At 46.9% G+C, this 22,364-nt stretch carries 17 protein-coding genes, 1 pseudogene and 1 riboswitch; of the genes and pseudogenes, 8 read left to right on the top strand and 10 right to left on the bottom strand.

What is annotated here, in order from left to right; genetic code table 11:
* Positions 1-72: 72 nt before the first annotated feature.
* The 3 genes from pdxY to RH85_RS14385 form a co-directional block, all read right to left on the bottom strand.
* Entirely contained in the window at positions 73-936 is an 864-nt protein-coding gene (gene pdxY / locus RH85_RS14395) for a pyridoxal kinase PdxY (RefSeq protein ID WP_006713432.1), read from the bottom strand.
* Between the two features lie 284 nt (positions 937-1,220).
* Positions 1,221-1,646, bottom strand: coding sequence for a phosphate-starvation-inducible protein PsiE (locus RH85_RS14390; protein WP_006713431.1), 426 nt, complete (start codon positions 1,644-1,646; stop codon positions 1,221-1,223).
* A 125-nt stretch (positions 1,647-1,771) separates the two neighbouring features.
* Complete coding sequence (locus tag RH85_RS14385; protein WP_006713430.1) at positions 1,772-3,142, bottom strand: NCS2 family permease; 1,371 nt, start codon at positions 3,140-3,142, stop codon at positions 1,772-1,774.
* A 65-nt stretch (positions 3,143-3,207) separates the two neighbouring features.
* A riboswitch (purine riboswitch) is annotated at positions 3,208-3,307 on the bottom strand.
* Positions 3,308-3,680: 373 nt separating this feature from the next.
* Here RH85_RS14385 and gmk point away from each other — a divergent pair.
* The 5 genes from gmk to recG all read left to right on the top strand — a co-directional run bounded on the left by gmk (position 3,681) and on the right by recG (position 9,987).
* Entirely contained in the window at positions 3,681-4,304 is a 624-nt protein-coding gene (gmk, locus tag RH85_RS14380) for a guanylate kinase (RefSeq protein ID WP_005596953.1), read from the top strand.
* 112 nt (positions 4,305-4,416) lie between these two features.
* The gene (gene rpoZ / locus RH85_RS14375) at positions 4,417-4,689 is read left to right on the top strand and encodes a DNA-directed RNA polymerase subunit omega (protein WP_005596951.1); all 273 of its coding nucleotides are present in this window, start codon (positions 4,417-4,419) and stop codon (positions 4,687-4,689) included.
* 37 nt (positions 4,690-4,726) lie between these two features.
* Positions 4,727-6,847: a bifunctional GTP diphosphokinase/guanosine-3',5'-bis pyrophosphate 3'-pyrophosphohydrolase gene (spoT, locus tag RH85_RS14370; protein WP_006713429.1), complete on the top strand. Its 2,121-nt coding sequence runs from the start codon at positions 4,727-4,729 to the stop codon at positions 6,845-6,847.
* A 66-nt stretch (positions 6,848-6,913) separates the two neighbouring features.
* Complete coding sequence (gene trmH / locus RH85_RS14365; protein WP_006713428.1) at positions 6,914-7,597, top strand: tRNA (guanosine(18)-2'-O)-methyltransferase TrmH; 684 nt, start codon at positions 6,914-6,916, stop codon at positions 7,595-7,597.
* Positions 7,598-7,908: 311 nt separating this feature from the next.
* Positions 7,909-9,987, top strand: a complete 2,079-nt coding sequence (recG, locus tag RH85_RS14360; protein ID WP_006713427.1) for an ATP-dependent DNA helicase RecG — start codon at positions 7,909-7,911, stop codon at positions 9,985-9,987.
* A gap of 223 nt (positions 9,988-10,210) precedes the next feature.
* Here the strand turns inward: recG and RH85_RS14355 are convergent, their stop codons facing one another.
* The 5 genes from RH85_RS14355 to RH85_RS23185 form a co-directional block, all read right to left on the bottom strand.
* A complete protein-coding gene (locus RH85_RS14355; protein WP_006713426.1) occupies positions 10,211-12,856 on the bottom strand; it encodes a beta-N-acetylhexosaminidase in 2,646 nt (881 codons plus the stop codon).
* Positions 12,857-13,393: 537 nt separating this feature from the next.
* On the bottom strand, positions 13,394-14,221 hold the full coding sequence (gene cysQ / locus RH85_RS14350) for a 3'(2'),5'-bisphosphate nucleotidase CysQ (RefSeq protein WP_006713425.1): 828 nt from the start codon (positions 14,219-14,221) through the stop codon (positions 13,394-13,396).
* A gap of 25 nt (positions 14,222-14,246) precedes the next feature.
* On the bottom strand, positions 14,247-14,795 hold the full coding sequence (nudE, locus tag RH85_RS14345) for an ADP compounds hydrolase NudE (RefSeq protein WP_006713424.1): 549 nt from the start codon (positions 14,793-14,795) through the stop codon (positions 14,247-14,249).
* A 261-nt stretch (positions 14,796-15,056) separates the two neighbouring features.
* Positions 15,057-15,644, bottom strand: coding sequence for a Fe-S biogenesis protein NfuA (gene nfuA / locus RH85_RS14340; protein ID WP_006713423.1), 588 nt, complete (start codon positions 15,642-15,644; stop codon positions 15,057-15,059).
* Positions 15,645-15,751: 107 nt separating this feature from the next.
* Positions 15,752-16,459 (bottom strand): ComF family protein, encoded by a 708-nt coding sequence (locus RH85_RS23185; protein ID WP_039949096.1) that lies wholly within the window; start codon positions 16,457-16,459, stop codon positions 15,752-15,754.
* Positions 16,460-16,526: 67 nt separating this feature from the next.
* On the opposite strand from RH85_RS23185, the gene bioH reads away from it, so the two are divergent.
* Together bioH and RH85_RS14325 are read left to right on the top strand one after the other, a co-directional pair.
* The gene (gene bioH / locus RH85_RS14330; protein WP_006713421.1) at positions 16,527-17,348 is read left to right on the top strand and encodes a pimeloyl-ACP methyl ester esterase BioH; all 822 of its coding nucleotides are present in this window, start codon (positions 16,527-16,529) and stop codon (positions 17,346-17,348) included.
* Positions 17,349-17,439: 91 nt separating this feature from the next.
* A complete protein-coding gene (locus RH85_RS14325; RefSeq protein WP_006713420.1) occupies positions 17,440-17,910 on the top strand; it encodes a hypothetical protein in 471 nt (156 codons plus the stop codon).
* Positions 17,911-18,040: 130 nt separating this feature from the next.
* Here the strand turns inward: RH85_RS14325 and RH85_RS14320 are convergent, their stop codons facing one another.
* A complete protein-coding gene (locus RH85_RS14320; RefSeq protein ID WP_006713419.1) occupies positions 18,041-20,371 on the bottom strand; it encodes a Tex family protein in 2,331 nt (776 codons plus the stop codon).
* A gap of 159 nt (positions 20,372-20,530) precedes the next feature.
* A pseudogene (gene greB / locus RH85_RS14315) lies at positions 20,531-20,878 on the bottom strand (transcription elongation factor GreB); the annotation flags it as partial.
* 155 nt (positions 20,879-21,033) lie between these two features.
* Here greB and gmtY point away from each other — a divergent pair.
* Positions 21,034-22,332, top strand: coding sequence for a gamma-mobile-trio recombinase GmtY (gmtY, locus tag RH85_RS14310; protein WP_006713417.1), 1,299 nt, complete (start codon positions 21,034-21,036; stop codon positions 22,330-22,332).
* Positions 22,333-22,364: the final 32 nt, after the last annotated feature.

Here is a 22,364-nt window from a genome sequence, read left to right as displayed (position 1 = left end):
TTCCCGATAGCAAAAAGCCCTGAACTGTTTAAGCAACGGTGCAGGGCTTTTTAATTTTAGGGTCGCTATAATCTAACGCTCAATCTTTTGCGCTTTAAACGCTGGCTCGTCAGTGCTGGCAACCGCGTCTTGAACGGGCACAATCTGCAGTTCCCACTCATTACGTTCAGCGGTCTCTTTTAGCACGCTGTACACGGCTGTATTGCACAGCTCAAACGACAAGACTGGATCATTGTTGTTCAGGTAGTGACCAGTAAAGATAGAAGTAATCAAATCACCCACGCCCACAGGCTGGCGCACAAAATCCAACAGCGGACGAGTGACCAAGAACAAGCCTTGTTCACAAGCCATCAGCATGGTGAAGTCTTGCTTTGATGCACAATGTAGGTGCTTAACCAAAACCACTTTTGGCCCCATGGTTAACGCAAGCTGACACGCTTCAATCGCACTGTCCAAATCATGGATTTCAATGCCGGTAAAACGCGCTAACTCAAATTGGTTCGGCACAATGATGTCAGCTTTCTTCATCACGCGTTCACACAAGGCTTCAGTGACTTCTGGGCTGACGATACAACCTTTCTCAGGATCACCCATCACCGGATCGCACACGTACAGAGCTTGTGGGTTGTGCTGCTTAACACGCTCAACGGTTGCCAAAATTTCATCGGCTTGCACACCACTGCCCATGTAACCAGAGATCACCGCTTTTACTTTACCTGCGGCATCGATATTGATTAAACCATCGGCCAATGCCGTGATATCACCCTGTTGCAGCACTTTACCCGTCCAACCTTGCGTGTACTGGGTATGGTTAGAAAATTGCACCGTGTGAATCGGCCACACAATATGCCCCAAACGTTGCAATGGAAATACCGCTGAACTGTTGCCTGCACAGCCATAAACAACGTGAGACTGGATGGAAAGAATACCTTGCATAACTACCTCAAAAGCGAGCTTTAACGCTCCTAACACTTACTTGTCTAGAGTACAGATGACTCACGTTGTGTTTCAAATGCTCATCAACGATATCCCCGCCTTCTCTTTTGATCGTACGGGTAAAAACTAAATTAACTTTGAATGATTAGTTTGAACCAAAAATAACATGGCGTCATCGCCTAGTACGCTGGTTTCTGTAACTATCCTGATTAATTCATCAATAAATCTATACCACTCACTAAAAAGCCCCGCGAGAGCGAGGCCTTGATGAAGTATTTTGCTGACTATTCGTCTTTTTCGGTGGTACGGCCATCAATATATGGCCAGTAGTGGTGCCCAACACGAATCAACAAGGTCGCAGCCGCCAAAATAAAGGCCGCCAGTGATAGCCAAACGATCAAAGTCGCATCGAGCTCTTTCATCCCCAAGGTGATGTAGCGAGCAATCGCCATCATGGCGATATAAATCGGATAGCGCACCGGGATCTTACCGTTCATCACAAACTGCTGCACCATTGCTAGCACTTCAAGGTAGATAAACATCAGTAAGATATCAGTCAGTTGCACTCGTCTTTCGACAAAGACATGAACGAACTCTTCCACCATAGCAAATAGCGTCGCCAGCGTGATAGCTACCAACAAGATTGCTTCCAAAATATGGAAAATTTTCAAAAACGGTCGACTGAACGACTTAGGAAGATGAGAAGGCATGGCTCAAAGCTCTCAATAATTAACGTCTATTGTTAATTTTATCACGGCTTTATGAAGATAGGATGGCCTTGCAAAGCACAAGGCCATTTATTTTGCGGTTTTATACCAATAACTGCTGCGCGGGATTACAACAACACTAAGTACGCAAGGAACACCAATGACAATACATAGATTGCTGGGTGAACTTCTTTACCACGACCGGCAACGACCATCGCAAAACAGTAAGTGATGAAACCCATCGCCATGCCGTTCGCTGGCGAGAAGCTCAATACAGTAAACATGATGGTAAAGAAGGCTGAAATGCGTGATTCTTTTTGATCCCAATTGATTTGGCCCAAACGACCAATCATGTAGATACCCACCACTACCATTGCTGGCGCGACCATTGCTGCTGAGAAGATAGAAAACAACGGGTACAAGAACAACGACAGCATAAACATGCCCGCCACCAGTACTGCCGCCAAACCCGTCTTAGCGCCTTGCGAAGAAGCGATACCGGATTCTGAAAACGCGGTAATCGATGTGGTACCTAGAATCGAACCAATCACAGTACCACCTGCATCGGCAACCAGCGCAGAACGAGCGTTTGGCACTTTGCCATCTTCGTCAATAATGCCCGCATCACGGCCAACACCAATGATGGTGCTAAGGCCATCAAAGAAATCGACAATCAAGAAGATCACCACGATAAACAGCAAATCGAACCACTTATCCATCGTAATGCCAGACAAATCAAAAATAGCGCCAAAGGTGCTGTCCATACTCGGTGGCATAGAAACGATTTGATCTGGGATCGGCGCGTAATTGGTGCCAAGCAGCCAGTCGGCCATAACCGTTAATACAATAGCCGAGACAAACGAAATAAAGGTCGCTAACTTAATATCACGCACCATACAGCCAAGAGCAATAAAGATACTGATGTAAGCAATCAAGACTTGTGGGTTGGCAATGTCACCCATGCTGACCAAAATGATTGGGTTAGAAACGATGATGCCTGCGTTTTTCAAACCCAAAAACGCAATAAACAGACCCAAGGATACCGTGATCGACAGCTTCAGATCTTCTGGCAGTGATTCAATCATCGCCTTACGAATATTAGTCATCGACAAAATCAGGTACAGCACACCAGAGAGGAAAATACCGAAAAGTGCTTCGTGCCATACCACCGCTACTGAACCGCTGAGCAACATGCCTTTAAAGAAGCCGTTCATACTCATACCCGGCGCCAGCATCACTGGGTAGTTACCCCAAATGCCCATAATCAAGGTCGCAATCGCCGCTGAGATCGCCGTCGCCGTGAACACCGCGCCTTTATCCATACCCGGAATGCCACCCAAAATCGCTGGGTTGACCGCGAGAATGTAGCTCATCGCTAGGAAAGTAATAAAGCCAGCGTACAGCTCGGTGCTAACCGTGGTTTTTCGTTCTGAGATCTTAAAGATCGATTCTAGAATGCCAGAAGATTTCTGGGCTTTAAGGGTAGATTCGACACTCACAATGTAACCTTACAACTTAATAAAATAGAAGATGGGTACACATGCTGATATAGAGAAAGTTAGCTCAAGATAAGCCAACTTACTGTAGTCACCGAGATAGGCTCGATGGTAGAGACGTCCAGTCCAATTCACTAGACATATACAGCACGTAATCGTTTGCGCGGATTGTAAGGGTTTAGAGTAAAAGTTCAACGCTTTTTACCTTGTGATTGCGAAATAATGCAAACGATTGCTTTGTCTGTTTCATTGTATACACGATTTTTAATCAACCACACACATATCAGTTAACGCGACAAAACCACTCCCAAGCACAAGCTGCATCACAATCGACTCAAGCGCTACTATCCCTCTCTTGTCTAGCGGATTAAACTGTTAAGGTCATTTCTTTTCCTTGTTATGATCCTTGTGATCGTGCTACTCTTCGCCTCCATTTTTCTGACCTAATTTTCACTATTTACGTGATTCTTCTTGGTCAGTGCTATCTTTAAACAGTCGACTCTTCTTTCGACACCATCCAACCAAATGTGGAACGTTACATATGGGCAAAGGTACTCTATATATCGTCTCGGCACCGAGCGGCGCTGGTAAATCTAGCTTGATCTCAGCGATGCTGGAAACCAATCCAACATACGCGATGAAAGTATCTGTATCTCACACCACGCGCGGTATGCGCCCGGGTGAGCAAGATGGCGTGCACTATCACTTTGTGCAAAAAGAACATTTTGAAGAGTTGATTGAAAAATCAGAATTCCTTGAGTATGCCGAAGTATTCGGTAACTACTACGGTACTTCTCGTGTCTGGATCGAAGAAAACCTAGAAAAAGGTATCGACGTATTCCTCGACATTGACTGGCAAGGTGCGCGTCAAATTCGCGAACAAATGCCTTTAGCGCAAAGCATCTTCATTCTACCGCCATCAAATGGTGAGTTAGAACGTCGTCTAAACGCGCGCGGTCAAGATAGCGAAGCCGTGATTGCAAAACGCATGGCGGAAGCAAAAGCAGAAATTTCTCACTATAACGAGTACGACTACGTTATTGTGAACGATGACTTTGATACTGCACTGATGGACTTTAAAGCAATCATCCGTGCAGAACGATTGAAGCAAGATAAGCAAGCTGCTAAATATAAAGGCATGCTTGACGCTCTATTGGCTGAGTAAGGGTCTCCCAAAAGCCATTCACAGATGAGACAGCGCTGTGGCTAGAATATAGTCGCGTAAGCCTGTATAATTTCTCGTCATTCAAAATTTTAGTTAACTATTTGGAGTCCTCATGGCACGCGTAACTGTTCAAGACGCTGTTGAAAAAGTTGGCAACCGTTTCGACCTAGTACTGATTGCGGCTCGCCGCGCTCGTCAAATGCAAACTGGCATGAAAGATTCACTAGTGCCAGAAGAGAACGATAAACCAACGGTTATCGCTCTACGCGAAATCGAAGAAGGTCTAATCACAAAAGACATCCTTGATGCACGCGAGCGTCAAGAGCAACAAGAGCAAGAAGCAGCAGAACTAGCAGCAGTAAGCAGCATCGCTCACACTCGCTAATCTGACTTTCTCTACAACTCTTTTTTAGGCCTAAAGTTTGTATCTATTCGATAGCCTCAAAGACGTTGCCCAAGAATACCTAACAGAGCCTCAAATTGAGGCTCTGCGTCAATCTTATGTGGTAGCGAAAGACGCCCATGAAGGGCAAACTCGCTCAAGCGGCGAGCCTTATATCATCCACCCTGTTGCGGTTTCTCGCATCTTGGCCGAAATGCGCCTTGATATTGAAACGCTCCAAGCGGCTCTACTTCATGATGTCATCGAAGATTGTGATGTCACCAAAGAAGATCTAGAAGAAAAATTTGGCACAACCGTTGCTGAACTTGTGGATGGTGTTTCTAAGCTGGATAAGCTTAAATTTCGAGATCGCAAAGAAGCACAAGCAGAAAACTTCCGCAAAATGGTCCTTGCCATGGTGCAAGACATTCGCGTTATTCTGATCAAACTTGCTGACCGAACCCACAACATGCGCACGCTGGGAGCTCTTCGCCCAGATAAAAAACGTCGCATCGCCCGTGAAACCCTTGAGATCTACTCTCCACTTGCCCACCGCCTTGGTATCCATAACATCAAAACCGAATTGGAAGAGCTTGGCTTTGAAGCCCTCTACCCTAATCGTTATCGTGTTTTGAAAGAAGTGGTCAAAGCGGCGCGTGGTAATCGTAAAGAGATGATCCAGCGTATTCATAGCGAGATTGAAGGTCGTCTTGACGAAGTCGGTCTAACGGCACGTGTCGTTGGCCGCGAGAAAAATCTGTTTTCTATCTATAACAAGATGAAAACCAAGGATCAGCGATTCCATACCATTATGGATATCTACGCATTCCGTGTGATTGTTGATGCTGCCGATACCTGTTATCGCGTACTAGGCCAAGTACACAGCCTCTACAAGCCACGTCCGGGTCGTGTTAAAGATTACATCGCGGTTCCAAAAGCCAATGGCTATCAATCTATTCATACTTCAATGGTTGGCCCTCATGGCGTGCCGGTTGAAGTGCAGATCCGTACTGAAGATATGGATCAAATGGCGGATAAAGGTGTTGCGGCGCATTGGTCTTATAAAGGCAATGGCGATCGCACAGGCACCACTGCGCAAGTCAAAGCTCAGCGCTGGATGCAAAGCCTACTTGAGCTGCAGCAAAGTGCGGGCAACTCATTTGAATTTATTGAAAACGTAAAATCTGATCTGTTCCCAGATGAGATTTACGTCTTCACACCAAAAGGTCGTATCGTTGAATTGCCAGTCGGCGCAACGGCGGTCGATTTTGCTTATGCGGTACATACCGATGTGGGTAATACCTGTGTGGGTGCGCGTGTTGATCGCAACCCATACCCATTAAGCAAATCGCTGAAAAACGGCCAAACGATTGAGATCATTTCAGCCCCTGGCGCACGTCCTAACGCGGCTTGGTTGAACTATGTCGTCACGTCTCGTGCGCGTACTAAGATCCGCCAAGTATTGAAAACCATGCGTCGTGAAGAGTCGATTACTCTTGGTCGTCGTCTGCTTAATCATGCCTTAGGTGAGCTATCGCTATCGGACATCAATGACGACAATATCAATCATGTACTGAAAGATCTGAAGATCAATACGGTGCAAGATCTGCTGGCCGATATTGGTTTGGGTGAGCTCATGAGCATCGTTGTGGCCCGTCGCCTATTGGGCGATGCAGACGAACTGACTGAAGTTGAATCCACCAGCGACACGCCGAAGAAGAAAATGCCAATTCGTGGTTCGGAAGGTATTTTGCTGACGTTTGCCAATTGTTGTCACCCGATTCCAGACGACCATATTATCGCTCACGTATCACCAGGCCGTGGTCTAGTGGTGCACCGCGAGACTTGTCCAAACGTACGTGGTTACCAACGTGAACCTGATAAGTACATGGCAGTAGAATGGTCAGACGATTACGATCAAGAGTTCAGTACCGAGCTACGCGTTGACGTGCAAAACCGTCAAGGCGCTTTGGCTGAGCTCACCAACGTGATCTCAAAAACCGGTTCTAACATACATGGCCTCTCAACCGAAGAACGCGATGGCCGTTTGTATACCGTTACGGTACTACTCACCACCAAAGACCGTGTTCATTTGGCCAGCATTATGCGCCGGATTAAGTCGATGCCGCACACTCTGAAAGTTCGTCGTCGTAAGAACTGATTTAATACCTGTTACTGGCCCTTGAAATCACCCATTTCAAGGGCTTTTATTTTTAGTACGCTGATTATGAATTTAGAACGATACAACCGCATTCAACAAGTGCTTAAAGCACGCCAAACTGATCTCACCTTCTGCTTAGAAGAAGTACACAAGCCGAACAATGTTTCTGCGGTGATCCGTACCGCTGATGCCACAGGCATTCATAAAATCCATGCAGTTTGGCCAGCCAAAATGCGCACCCTAACGCACACCTCTGCCGGCGCGCGCAACTGGGTGGAAGTGGATACTCACTCAAGCATTGATGAAGCGATCAGTGAACTTAAAGCACAAGGCATGCAGATTTTGGTAACTAATCTTTCTGATAGCGCCGTCGACTTTCGTGAGATTGATTACACCAAGCCTACCGCAATCATTCTCGGCAGTGAGAAAGTCGGCGCATCTGCTCGCGCGAAAGAATTGGCTGACCAAGACATCATCATCCCGATGATGGGCATGGTGCAATCGCTCAACGTTTCGGTTGCCAGTGCGGTGATCATGTACGAAGCGCAGCGCCAACGTGAAGCAGCCGGTATGTACGATCGCGAAACCAGCCCGCTGTCTGAAGAAGTGATTCAGCGCATTCTGTTTGAACGCGGCCACCCAGTTCTGGCCAAAGTCGCTAAACGCAAAAAGATGCCTTACCCACCATTAGATGACGAAGGCCAAATCGTCGCCGATGACGATTGGTGGACAGAGATGCAGAAGAAATAGAAGCTAGAATCGAGAGGCGAGAAAAAGCCTGAATCGAGAAAGAGCGAGAATTGAGAGCGCTTCACTTCGAGAAATAGATTTAGAAGCGAGAGCTCTTCGTGACGAGAATTGGGAGCTTCTAGCTCCTTCTCGACTCTCGATTCTTTACTTTCTCCCGCCTCTCAGCCTTTTTCTCGATTCCCGACTCTCAATTCTGGATTCTTTGCTTTTCTCTCGCTTCTCAGCTCTTGCTTTTGCGCACTCACTTTCCCCTGTACAAAAACACAGCCAAATGGTTAACTAGCTTTATCTTCGTTAACGAGCCTCGTGTTATGTCGCAACTTCTTTCTGCTGTCCCTCTTACTTCCCTGACTGGCGTTGGTGCCAAGGTGGCCGAGAAGCTCGAAAAAGTTGGCCTCAACAGCGTGCAAGATCTGCTGTTTCACCTACCACTGCGTTACGAAGATCGCACTCGCGTTTACCCAATGATCAAACTGCACGCCGGCCTTTGGGCGGCGGTGCAAGGTAAAGTGATGAGTGCTGATACCCTGTTTGGTAAGCGTAAAATGCTGACGGTGAAAATCAGTGATGGCAACGGCACGGTTGCGCTAAAGTTTTTTAACTTTACCGCTGGAATGAAAAACAACTTTGCTGAAGGCAAAACAGTGCATGCCTATGGCGAAATTAAGCGCGGTAACTATGGCTTGGAGATCGTCCATCCTGATTACAAATTTTATGCGCCTAACCAGCCGACAGAAACCGAACAAAGTTTAACGCCCGTCTATCCAACCACTGAAGGCTTACGCCAACTGACCTTGCGCAACTTAACCGATCAAGCGCTCGCTTTATTAGACAAAGCCGCGGTGCAAGAACTGTTGCCCAATGGGCTCTACCCACAGCAAACCACTCTTGCTCAAGCATTGCATACCATTCATCGTCCAACACCAGATATTGATTTGGCCCAGTTTGATGAAGGTCGCCATCCTGCGCAGGTTCGCCTGATCATGGAAGAGTTGTTGGCGCAGAACCTATCGATGTTAGCTGTGCGCAGCAAAGGCCAACAAGATATGGCGCTCGCGCTGCCAGAGGTCAATCAACTTAAACAGCAATTGTTAGCGCAACTGCCCTTCTCACCCACCAATGCGCAAGCACGCGTGGTGGCTGAAATCGAGCAAGATCTGGCGAAGCCACACCCTATGATGCGCTTAGTGCAAGGCGATGTAGGCTCAGGCAAAACCTTAGTGGCGGCATTAGCGGCTGTGCGCGCAATTGAACACGGTTACCAAGTGGCGTTGATGGCACCGACTGAACTACTGGCCGAACAACACGCAATCAATTTTGCCCAGTGGTTTGAATCGATGGGCATCAAGGTAGGTTGGCTAGCCGGTAAACTCAAAGGCAAAGCCAAAGAGGCGCAACTGGCCACGATTGCCAGTGGTGAGGCACAAATGGTGGTTGGTACTCATGCTTTGTTCCAAGAGCATGTTGCTTTCCATAATCTGGCTTTAGTTATTATTGATGAACAACACCGCTTTGGTGTCCACCAACGTTTAGAGCTGCGCGCTAAAGGTGAAAAACAAGGTAGTTTCCCGCATCAGTTGATCATGACGGCGACGCCAATTCCGCGCACCTTGGCAATGACCGCTTACGCCGATCTAGAAACCTCAGTGATTGATGAACTGCCACCGGGTCGAACCCCGATTCAAACCGTAGCCATTCCCGATACTAAGCGTGACGACATCATCGAGCGCGTACGCAATGCCTGCTTGAACGAAGGCAAACAAGCTTATTGGGTATGTACCTTAATTGATGAGTCAGAAGTACTCGAAGCACAAGCGGCAGCGGATACCGCCGAAGAGCTGCAACGTATCCTACCGGATGTCAAAATTGGTTTAGTACATGGCCGTATGAAAGCAGCAGAGAAACAAGCGGTGATGAAGGCATTCAAAGACAATGAATTGCATCTATTGGTCGCCACCACAGTAATTGAAGTCGGTGTGGACGTGCCAAACGCCAGTTTGATGATCATTGAGAACCCAGAGCGCTTAGGTTTGGCGCAATTGCACCAATTACGCGGCCGTGTAGGCCGAGGAACCGTAGCAAGCCATTGTGTATTGCTGTATCACTCACCATTATCAAAAACCGCTCAGAAGCGCTTAGGCGTGCTGCGCGAAAGTAACGATGGCTTTGTGATTGCACAGCGTGATTTGGAAATTCGTGGCCCGGGTGAACTGCTTGGCACCAAACAGACTGGTATGGCCGATTTTAAAATCGCCGATTTGGTGCGTGATCAACGCTTAATCCCCGAAGTTCAGCGCATTGCACGCCATATTCACGATCAATACCCGCACAATGCCAGCGCGATCATCGAACGTTGGTTGGGTGAGCGCGACATTTATTCCAAGGCTTAGTGCTAAAGCACTTTTGAGCCGTACTGAGCATCGGCACAACGGAAATAGATTCCCTATCACGTTCGTTCCTCACTAAAGGGAATGGCATTGATTGAACCTCAAACTGAACCTCGCACCATGATTCGGCACAACTGGCTCAGTCCATATTGCTTCGCACATAAAAAAGACCCTGCATTAAGCAGGGCCTTGGCTTACCAACAACATAAATTTGCTTGTTCAGTGATTACTTCACTGACGTCACGCGGCTTGCTTTCTCACCGCTGGCTGAAACAGAGCGAATGAAGACTTCACCTGTTACTGCTGGACGTTGACTGTCTGCGTAAGTTAGCCAGTTGTCACCATCGATTGAGTATTGCAGCTCAATACCAGGGAACGCACTGTTCATTGCTAACTTGCCGTTTTCAATTTTCGCACCCGGTACTGGTAGGCGGTAATCAATGCCCGCTTTTTCCAGTTTCGCCAGTTCACGTTGGCCTAACACGTTCGCAAAGCGGTTGTAATCTTGATTACGTGCTTCTTTATCAACTAGGTTGGTGTTTTGCGAGTATTCAACGCCCACTTGGTAGTCGTTTTCCCACTCAGCTTCATGCCAAGCACGCTCAGCGGCAGCTAGTACGCGAGGGAAGACCATGTATTCGTATTGCTCATCAGTACGCACAGTTTCAGACCAAAGTTGCGCTGATAGACCGTAGAACGGTTTCGCTTCAATTGTGCCTTTACCGGTGAAACCATTGCCATCACGGTCTAAAGAGGTTTCCGCGTTTTGTGGCATGTTTTCCGGTGCAAAGCCAAACATCTTACGAGTATCGGTTGCTCGTGTTGCCCAGTAGTAACCGCGCTCTTGAGGATCTGCTTCGTACGGCATATCCATGTAAACGTAGTCTGGGTTCGAAACAATCACGTCGTAGCCTTTTTCAGACCATTCATACACTGAAGACGTACCGCCCCAGTAAAGAACATCCCAGAAGTTTACGCGGGTATTTTCGGTTGCGAAGGCTTTCTCGCCACCTTCACTGTATTTCAAACCATCTTGCCAAGCTTGGAAGTTCGGAATGCCTTTCTCGGCCACAATCTTCGATACTTCTTCCGCAAAGTAACTTGGTAGGTGACCGTAATCGCTCACAGTACCGTTTTCAATGAGGGTCTTACATTGTGGCGATTTCGCGAATGGCTTGTCTTGTAGAGACAGGTCAATCGTGCCTTTCCAGTTTACTTTCTCTTCTGCGTTTACATCTTGGAAGCCTGCGCCCAACTTGATGTTCTTCGCTTCATCACCACCAAAGTGCCATGTGGTTAGAGGCGCGCCAGCCTCGGTGTGCATCGCTGCTACTTCAGAGATCACTTTGTCGACAAAACGCGTTGAAGAATCAAGACACGGGTTGATGAAGCTGTGCTTGTCGTAGAACTGAACCGTGGTGACATTCGAGCTGTCTTGAGGGTCCATCAAACGGTATTCGTTCGCTTGTTCTGTTTGGCCAGCAGCCATCAGACGATCGTAACGTGCTTCCATCGATACAACCGCAGAACGCGCGTGCGCTGGCATATCGATTTCAGGAATCACTTCAATATTACGTGCTTTCGCGTACTTCAAGATTTCAACGTAATCGGCTTTGCTAAAGTAGCCTGAGCCAAAGTTATCCGAAGTAGGACCAGAGCCTAACTGTGGTAACAGACACTGTTGCTCATCAAGGTCAAAGCAACGCTGGCCGCCGATATCAGTTAACTCAGGAAGGCCTGGAATTTCTAAACGCCAACCTTCATCATCGGTTAAGTGAAGGTGTAGCTTGTTCATCTTGTAAGCCGCCATTTGATCTAGCGTCGCTAGAATCGCGTCTTTACTATGGAAGTTACGCGCCACATCCACCATCACACCACGGTAATCAAAGCGTGGCGCATCAATGATGCGGATTTGTGGCAATGTTGCTTCTTCACCCACAAGAGCAAAGATCGATTGTACGCCGTAGAACAGACCCGCTTGGTCGAAAGCAACAATCTTAATGCCCTGCTCGCCAATCACTAATTCGTAAGCGCCTGCTTTCGCTAGTTTCTCTGGGAATTCACTCGGTACAATGCTGGTCTCAACCGCAAGCTTACCAGCTAGGTTGATGTCCAATAGCGCAGCGCGTGCTTGTAGTGCGTTAAATTGTTCCGCGCTGAACAACTCGCTTGGTAGTGCGATGCCTTGAGCAAGGCCAACTGAACCTTCACCCGCTTCAACATGCAATGGGGTTGGCAATAGCGTGGTTGATACGTCTTGTTGCGCTAGATCGGCGTTTTTCTCAAAACGAGTCACCGCATTAGCGAAAACGTTATTGTCATCTGGGGTACGTTTTAGGTTGTCACCTTCTAAACCAGAAACAAAGCTCGCCACATCCTCTGTATTTAGCGAAGCAATCATCTTTGGTTCAGCATCTGGTGCTGTAACAAATGCGCCCGGTAGAAAATCGGTTGCAAATAACTGCCAGTACTCACCAATCAAACCCAATTCAACTTTTTCGCCTGCAGCGAAGCCATCAAATTTGTCAGTTGGCTCTAACTTATGCAGGTCACCAGTAACACGTGTAACTTTGAACTGATCGCTATCCACGTCCAAAATCAAACGAATACTGTGGAAATAAATCGTCCAATCTTTTGCGTTAACCGCTTCACCTTGGTTTTCTAAGGTCATCATCACTTTATTGCATGATGCCCATTCTGCGCCAAGAGTGTCACAGGCTAAACCATCGTTAGCGCCATGATTGGTCAACACTTGATAATTGATATCTAAGTTATCTGCTAGTGAATCTACCACTTGTTGTGGACTTTGCAGTGAAGAACAACCGGCCAAAGTTGCTAACACTGAAACTGCGATCAAAGTTGGTTTCAACATCTTACTCACCCTTAAACACTTACCTAAACAAACAGCCAAAACAGCTGCACTTACCAAAAAAATACATCCAATGACGTCAAAATATAGGGAGTTATTTTTCGGCGTAAAATTAATAGGCAGAAATCAGTGATCCAGTTCAAACTCGCTTGAAACTAAAAAATATAAAACAATACAAATCAAAAACTTAAATGCTACGTCAAAATCATTAAAAAAGTTTTGACGAAATTTCTGCGATCAAAATCACTCTCAATGACACATCAATCAATAACTTAACTCGTCAACCCAGCGATTTATCGCGATTCGAAACAGCATCTCGTTAATTTTTCTCTACAAAAACGTGAATAAGATCGCCATTTTGCCGCCGTTAACACTCGTTAATATTTCGATTTTGACAATTTTTCCTGGCGAAAATAACAAGTCACCGGGTAATAGGTAGGATTTTTGTAGCAGTATAGTGGTGAAATTTGGCCAATAAAAAAGCCCGCAAAAGCGAGCTAGTTGATGATCGTCATTCCTCGATCCTTGTCAGGTGCGAGTTTAGTCTTTGACCAATAGAATATCGTGCCACGGCAACTGCTCATCACCAAGCACGATAAAATTAGGGTTCTCTAACGTATCACGTTCGTTGTAAGAGAGCGGTTCAAGCAAGGTGCTGAGAATACGCCCACCCGCTTCTTCAACAATACATTGCGTGGCTGCGGTATCCCACTCACCAGTAGGACCTAGACGTAAGTAACAATCCACCGCGCCCTCAGCAACCAAACAAGCTTTCAATGCGGCCGAACCTAACGGCACTAAATCATAGTTCCATGCGCTACTCATGCGATCGGTAATACGGTTGATATCTTGACGACGACTGATCGCGATGGCGATAGGTTGCTGCGGGCCTTGATGTTTATGGGTCGTGATACGAACATTTTCGCTCATATCCGGAATTTTCCACGCGCCTTTGCCTTGGTAAGCATAGTAAGTCACGCCGGAAACCGGCCCATACACCACACCCATGATCGGTTTATTATTTTCAATTAAGGCTATGATGGTGGCAAAATCACCACTGCGCGCGATAAACTCTTGCGTCCCATCGAGTGGGTCCACCAGCCAGTAGCGATCCCACTGTGAACGTTGCTCTAAGCTAATATCTGCCGCTTCCTCCGACAACACCGGAATATCCGGCGTCAGTTCAGACAGTTTTTCAACGATAAACTTATGCGCAGCAAGATCGGCGCTGGTGACTGGCGTGGAGTCACTTTTGGTATACGCTTCATACTGTTTGGTCTGATAAATATCTAAAATCAACTGACCTGCAGTGCGAGCAATATCAATGACCGCAGGAAGATGATGAGAAAGATCGGGGCTTATTGGCATAATAGTTCCTTGGGCTATGCACTTATTATGATTTTAAATATCGCAGGGCAAGCATCAATGCCGTAATACTGCGCGCTTCACAAAAATCGAGATGGGTGAGCAATTCTTCTGCTTGAGCCAATGGCCAACGCACGACTTCTAGCGGTTCAGGTTCATCACCAACTAACTGCTCTGCATAGAGATTTTGACCAATAAACAACGTCATCTTGCTTGAAAAGTATGACGGCGCCAAAACCACTTCTTTTAGTGCTACCAATTGTTCAGCGCCAAAACCGATCTCTTCTTTTAGCTCTCGGTTAGCCGCCTCAATCGCACTTTCACCTGGATCAATCAATCCTTTAGGAAAGCCCAACTCGTAGCGCTCAGTGCCAGCCGCGTATTCACGTACCAGCAATAAATCACCCTGCTCGGTGACAGGTACAATCATCACCGCATGTCGGCCACTGGGGCGCATGCGCTCATAGGTGCGCTCTTCGCCGTTACTAAAACGCAAATCAAGCGCTTCAATTGAAAACAGTCGAGATTGTGCGACTGTCTGCTTAGCCAGAATTTCTGGTGGTGTCCGTTTGGCCACAATGTTTCTCCTTCTCTAAGCAATAGATTCTTAATATATGAGAAGACAATACGTTAGACCAGTTTCTCGGCGATCTTATTTGTATAAAACCGAACTAGTCGCAACATATATCCCTGCACTAGCGAGTCACAAAGCTCAAACAAGCTCATTTATCTCGGTATAACTACGCGCATAACAGAGGAGCAATAGCGGAGAGATAGATACAAAAATGGAGCTCAAAGAGCCCCATTTAGATAGTGTTCTGTCATCACACGAGTGATATTAGTAGTAAGAGTGCTCACCACGGTCGTGCTCGGTCGCATCGCGAACAGCAGACAACTCACCTTCGAACTGTTGAAGAAGTTCTTTTTCGATGCCATCTTTCAATGTCACATCAACCATTGAACAACCGTTACAACCGCCACCAAAGGCAACTATCGCTACGCCTTCTTCAGTGATCTCAACTAAGCTCACGTGACCACCGTGACCAGCCAATTGTGGGTTAACTTGGGTTTGAATTGCGTATTCAACACGCTCTACCAGCGGAGCATCATCAGCCACTTTACGCATTTTGGCGTTTGGTGCTTTCAATGTTAGCTGTGAACCCATCTTATCAGTTACATAATCAATTTCTGCATCGTCTAAAAATGGCAGGCTTAGCTCATCTACGTATGCAGATATCGCTGGGAATGTCAGTTCAGTATCAGTAGCTTCTACAGCTTCTGGCGGACAGTAAGAAACACCGCACTCAGCATTTTGAGTTCCTGGATTTACCACGAACACACGAATGTTAGTGCCTTCAGGCTGCTGTGCAAGCAACTTGGCAAAGTGTTCTTGAGCGCTTTCAGTAATAGTAATTGTATTTGACACGACGAATACCTGAGTAATTTTGTAGGCTATTTGTTCACCATTCTACTCCTGAAAATTCTGAGATCTAGCCTTTTACGCATAATTGATCATGCTTAGCTATAACCGAATCATTCAGGAGTGCGGCAGATACAGTAAATATCAACACTTTTTACTCCAGCATCAAGTAGTAATTTGCATAATTGCTGCACGGTACTCCCTGTGGTCACCACATCATCGACAATCGCTACCGATTCAACGCCTTGCACTGATTGAGTCAATTGGAATGCACCACGTAAATTACGTTGGCGTTGCTTGCGATCCATTCCTCGCTGGGCATCCGTGACTCGAGTGCGCTTAAACAGGGACTCACAAGGCAAAGAAAGTCGCTGAGCTAATGCTTGCGCTAACAATTCACTTTGATTGAAACCGCGCCACAACTGACGACGCCAATGCAAAGGCACAAAAGTAATCATCTGAGTATTGGGGTCAATCCGCAATGCTAATAGCTCAGCCAACAGTTCGACATAGTGCAATTGCCGCGAAAATTTGAGCTGCTGTACATAGTCCGACAGGGGCGGTGTGTAATCGCCAACACAATAGAGCCGCTGCCAAGGTGGAGGATGGGATAAACATCGACCACATTGGGTCACCGGTTGCAGGGTTGTCATACCACAACAATCACAACGAGCTTGTATGCTCAGCATTGCAAGACAACTTTGGCATAAGAGCCATGGCGCTAAACAGGTTGGGTCGCGCACTTCGATTGGCAACAGACAATGCTGACAATAATGCGCAATCATCCGCTGTCTGTTTTTCTGCCACCATTGAGTTAACATAAGCACACTTAACGGCAAGGGTTTAGCTGATAATGCCGCGTAGCCAGCAACTGGAAGGATGAAATAAGTGCGACAATCTGAGACAACACCACCAGCCTTACATTGGCAAAGCCACGGCGCTGGGCCAGATCTGGTTTTACTGCATGGCTGGGGCATGAATGGTGCCGTCTGGCAACAAACGGTCGAAACACTCAGCCAACACTATTGTGTGCATGTAGTCGACTTGCCAGGATTTGGTCTGAGCCATCAGAGCCATTTTTCTACCATGGAAGATTTGACCGCTCAAGTGCTGCAAGATGCGCCCGCACGCGCTATTTGGCTTGGCTGGTCTTTAGGTGGGCTGGTCGCATCGCACATCGCCCTACATCATACCGAGCGAGCGCAGGGGTTAATCAGTGTGGCTAGCTCTCCCTGCTTTGCAGCTCAACCGGCCGATGAAGATAATGAACAAGCGCCTTGGCGTGGTATTCAAGCGAAAGTACTCAACGCCTTTACCGCCCAGTTAATGGAAGATTTCCAGCTAACCATCGAACGCTTTATGGCACTGCAAGCAATGGGCAGCCCTTCCGCGCGCCACGATGTAAAGAGCCTCAAAAAAGCGGTACTGTCTCGTCCATCCCCCAATCAACAGTCGTTACTCTCTGGTTTAAGCTTGTTGGCCGATCTCGACTATCGCGCTCAACTGACTCACATCAGCGTGCCGACCCTGCGCCTTTACGGACGCTTAGATGGATTAGTGCCAATTAAAGTGGCCGAAGAGGTGGCAAAGCTCATGCCCAATAGCCAAAGCTTTGTCTTTAATCACTCCTCTCACGCCCCCTTTATGACTGAGCCTGATGCCTTTTGTGCACAAGTGATCGCGTTTCAAAATAACAAATTATTTGCATAAAACGCTAAATTTTTGACTCTCTCAGTCGATAACGTATTCAACTGACAGAACGATAGCCATGTCAGTGGGCGAAGCTGAGGAGGTCTCGGTTATGATCGTGTCACCCACCAATGTGAGTGTGCCACTTATCGCCCCATCGGTTAACGTGCAAACAGAGCAAGCGGCGCGTGATAATAAAATTCGCGAGCCGATTATAGCCACGGTTGCACCAGCCAGAACTAATGCTGAACGCAAAATCAATTCAGATGATAAACGACGTCGCAATGCGGCTTGGGACCCATCTGAACATCCGAACTATGGCGCCGATGATGAGAACGCGATACTCGCCCCTCAACATGACCCGCCAGATAATCCGTTAGATCGGTTGTTTGAACTGCTGTCTTTAGCCAGCTATAGCGAACAGCAAGGAAAAGGCTACGCAATGCGGTTTCGCTTACCTAAGCGCGTAATCGATGCAGCGATAACCGAAGGAAGAATGGCAAAACGGCGAGTAGTGATTAAGTTTCACTATGGACATGCTGTGGCACCAAACACACCTTCAGAGGTCATTGCGGTGTTGTAGTCGCTATATGTATCGGTCTAAATCCTACGGGTTGAATCCATACTCAGTGAATACCAAAAGACAAAAGCCCCACTCATTTGAGCGGGGCTTTTTTTTACTTTACACAATGGCATTCATTAATTGGCGTCAATTAACGCTTCGCTTTGGCAAAAGCAGCCGCAAATGCGCCGCCCATGGCATTGTTGCCTGCCGGCTCTTCACGACGACGCTGTTGACCACCTTGTGAACGCGCTTGGTTTTGATTGTTACGCGGCTCAGAACTACGCTGAGTGCGATTGTCTTGTCCCGGCTCATCGTTAAGGCGCATGGAAAGGGCGATACGCTTACGCTGTACATCCACCTCCATCACTTTCACTTTGACAATGTCACCGGCTTTAACCACTTCACGCGGGTCAGCAACATAACGATCCGTCAGCGCTGAAATATGCACTAAGCCATCTTGGTGGACGCCAATATCAACGAAAGCACCAAAGTTCGCCACGTTAGAAACCACACCTTCCAACACCATGCCCACTTCAAGATCAGAAACCTTTTCAATCCCGTCAGCAAAGGTCGCGGTTTTAAACTCCGGACGCGGATCGCGCCCCGGCTTATCTAACTCTTTAATAATGTCCGTCACGGTTGGCAAACCAAAACTATCATTGGTGTAATCAACCGCATGCAAGCCACGTAAGAACTCGGTATCACCAATCAAGCTCTTAACCGCTTTACTGTTCTTTTCTGCAATCGCTTTAACCACAGGGTAAGCTTCCGGGTGCACCGAAGACGCATCAAGTGGGTTTTTACCATCCATAATGCGTAGGAAGCCCGCACACTGTTCAAACGCTTTTGGCCCCAATCGCGCCACTTTTTTAAGCGTCGTACGCGCTTCAAAGCGACCATTCTCGTCACGGTAATCAACGATGTTTTGCGCCATCGTGGTAGACAGGCCTGCCACGCGAGTCAGCAGTGCTGCCGAAGCGGTATTTACATCCACACCAACCGCGTTTACACAGTCTTCTACTACAGCATCAAGACGTTTTGCCAGCATTGATTGGCTTACATCGTGTTGGTACTGGCCCACACCGATCGATTTAGGATCGATTTTCACCAGTTCCGCCAATGGGTCTTGCAAGCGGCGAGCGATCGAGACTGCACCACGCAGCGATACATCCATATTCGGGAACTCTTTCGCTGCCAATTCAGACGCCGAGTAAACCGAAGCTCCCGCTTCACTGACCATGATTTTTTGCACTTTCAGATTGCCACGAGCAATCAGATCGCCAACAAAGCTGTCGGTTTCACGTGAAGCAGTGCCGTTACCAATCGCAATCAAGTCAACATTGAACTTACGCACCAATTGATCGACAACAGCCATCGCTTGATCGTACTGTTTTTGTGGTGAGTGCGGATAAATGGTTTCTGTGGTCAGCACCTTGCCGGTTGAATCAACCACCGCGATTTTAGAACCGGTACGTAAACCTGGATCTAAACCTAGTGTGGCGCGAGGGCCAGCCGGCGCCGCCATCAACAAATCTTTTAAGTTGGTAGCAAACACTTCAATCGCTTCAATTTCAGAACGCTCTTTTAGCGCGCCCATCAATTCGGTTTCCATGTGCATCGATACTTTGATGCGCCACGCCCAGCTGATCACCTGCTTACGCCATGCATCAGCCGGCGCTTGGCTCAACGAAATGCCATAGTGATCAGCAATTAAGCTTTCACAGTAGGATTGGCGTACGCCTTCTTCTTGCGCAGGATCGGCATTCATCGCCAGCGTTAAGAAACCTTCGTTACGACCACGTAGCATCGCCAGAGCGCGATGCGAAGGCACTTTGCTCAATGCTTCATTGTGCGCAAAGTAATCTTTGAACTTCTCGCCCGCTTGCTCTTGGCCAGTCACTACACGCGAGACCAATTCCGCATGGCGAGTTAAGTAGCTGCGTACTTTTTCCAGTAAGTTGGCGTCTTCCGCAATGCGCTCCATGATGATCGCACGTGCGCCATCAAGCGCAGCTTTGCTATCGGCAATACCTTTGTCAGCCGCGATGTATTTCACCGCTTCACTTTCTGGTTCAGTTTGTGGCTGATTCCATAACGCATCCGCCAACGGCTCAAGACCTGCTTCAATCGCGATTTGGCCTTTGGTACGACGCTTAGGTTTGTATGGCAGGTATAAATCTTCCAAACGGGTTTTGCTGTCCGCTTGTTGAATCTCTTGCTCTAACGCGGCGCTTAACTTGCCTTGGTCTTGAATCGATTTCAAAATTGTTTGGCGGCGATCTTCCAACTCACGCAGATAGGACAAGCGGCTATCTAGATTACGCAATTGGGTATCATCCAATCCACCCGTCACCTCTTTACGGTAACGAGCAATAAAGGGAACCGTATTGCCGTCGTCAATTAAGTTAACCGCGGCGGTGACTTGCTCTGGGCGAACATTCAGTTCTTGAGCAATCAGTTTACAGATAGCTTGGCTCATCCGTTGAATCTCTATATTTAAGGGCGTTTGGGTATATATTAGGGCGAATCGTAAAAAATCCACCGCTGTGATTACCGTGTAATAACGCAATCGTAATCTATGTGACACCTGACGGGTCACGGCAAGGTAAAATTATCGCTTTATGACCGGGGAAAATGGTTATTCCTGAACCCGTGTATCGTATTCAATCGAATTGATAAACCACTCTTTTTCACCTTCAGGTGTGCGCACGACAAATTCATCATCGATTTCTTTTTTCAATAACGCCCGCGCCATCGGTGAATCAATCGAGATATAACCTTTCGCGTCACCATAGATTTCATCCGGTCCAACGATACGGAACTTTTTGCAATCACCCGCTTCGTTCTCAATCTCCACCCAAGCGCCGAAGAACACTTTGCCTTCTTGCTGAGGAGAGTAGTCGACCACGGTCACCTGCTCTAAACGCTTACGTAAAAATCGCACCCGACGGTCTATCTCACGCAAACGCTTTTTGTTGTACTGATATTAGTCCCACTTAATTTCGCATACTATTTATAGATAAACCACCTTTCAACCCTGAGGTTGAATTTTATCTACTTCATGTTGGCAATGCTAAGATCTATCAACTATATACTAATTAGTATGTTAAGGATTTCTTAGTATTGTTAAGTGGAGGCAGAATGGGTTTTGTGATTAAAAGGAAGGTTTATTTCAAAGCCCGACAGTCTGGACCTTCTTTTCTCTTCCCGGCAATTTTCACAGAAAATGGCTTACTACTCTCTCATTTACGATACTTATATGCTAATCGAAGCAAGTCCCAATCATGGATAGAGAGGAACACTTTCGCTATGGAGCAACTTTTGAAATTTATAGACCACCAAGTCTGTAACTTTCCTTCGGCAACAGAATTGCTCAGAGCATTTGTTGAGGCTTTGCAATTTGGCACTATCCAAGAAGGGGATGACAGTTCGGGACTGTTCTGGTCTTCAAGAAGAAATGAGGACGTAAATGTTCTACTTCAACATATTACGGATTATTGCGGTTATCTAGACAATATACATGGAACTGATCTACCGAAACTAAACCCATTAAGATACTCGACTTATGCAGAAGAACGTTTGCAGTGGTGTGCTTACTACAGGAGGCACAGTCGTTGCTTTCTGAATCATTTAGCTAAACCATCCCGACAACAATTCTCAGTGGTTAGAAAGATTCGAGGACCAGAGAGGCATCTAGTCGATATTGAAGCGGTATATCGCTTTCCAGAAGACCGAATTGAAGACTTACTGCTACATGGGTTTGTTTCTGCTTCAGGGGAGCCGGATTATGGTAGTCAGCTAATCGTAATGTTGATGCATTTTGGTGGGCTACGGCTGTCAGAGTGCTTCCACATATATGCCAATGATATATCAATAGATCCTAAATCAGGTGCAGCTCTTATATCTGTTTTCCATCCTAGTGATGGAAAGTCTCCAGATGAACGTTTCAATAAACGAAACGAATACTTGGCTAATACATGCCGACTGAATCCACGGAATGAGTATTCGAGAAGCCATAGACTCTACTCTGGCTGGAAAGGACCTTTGCTTACAAATCGTAATCTGTCCTTTGATGTCATGTTTTATCCGGCAAATAAAGCCGTTGAGTTCACTCTGCTACTACAAAAGTACTTTTCGACTAAACCCACTTCAGACTCTCCGTTCCTTTTTGTTAACTCAAAAGGTAACCCAGAGAGTAAAAAAAACTTTAATCAAAAGCATAATAGAGCCGTTCGTCGAATTGGACTCGAACCATCCAAGTCATTAGGGACAACACCGCATGCACATCGCCATTCCTATGGTTACAGATTAAACCAAGGAGGCTTTTCTCAGCTAAACATTCAAAAAGCGATGCATCACAAAAGCCCAGATAGTTGTTTAGTCTACTTGAAACCTTCTGACGACGAGGTTCGTAGTCAAATGAGAGACGCTCACAGATGAAAAAGTTTTACGCAACTATAAACCAAACCAGC

Source organism: Vibrio ichthyoenteri ATCC 700023 (genome assembly GCF_000222605.1).
GTDB lineage: Bacteria > Pseudomonadota > Gammaproteobacteria > Enterobacterales > Vibrionaceae > Vibrio > Vibrio ichthyoenteri.
Note: the sequence above shows the minus strand (reverse complement) of the source record. Positions and strands in the feature narration are given on the sequence as shown.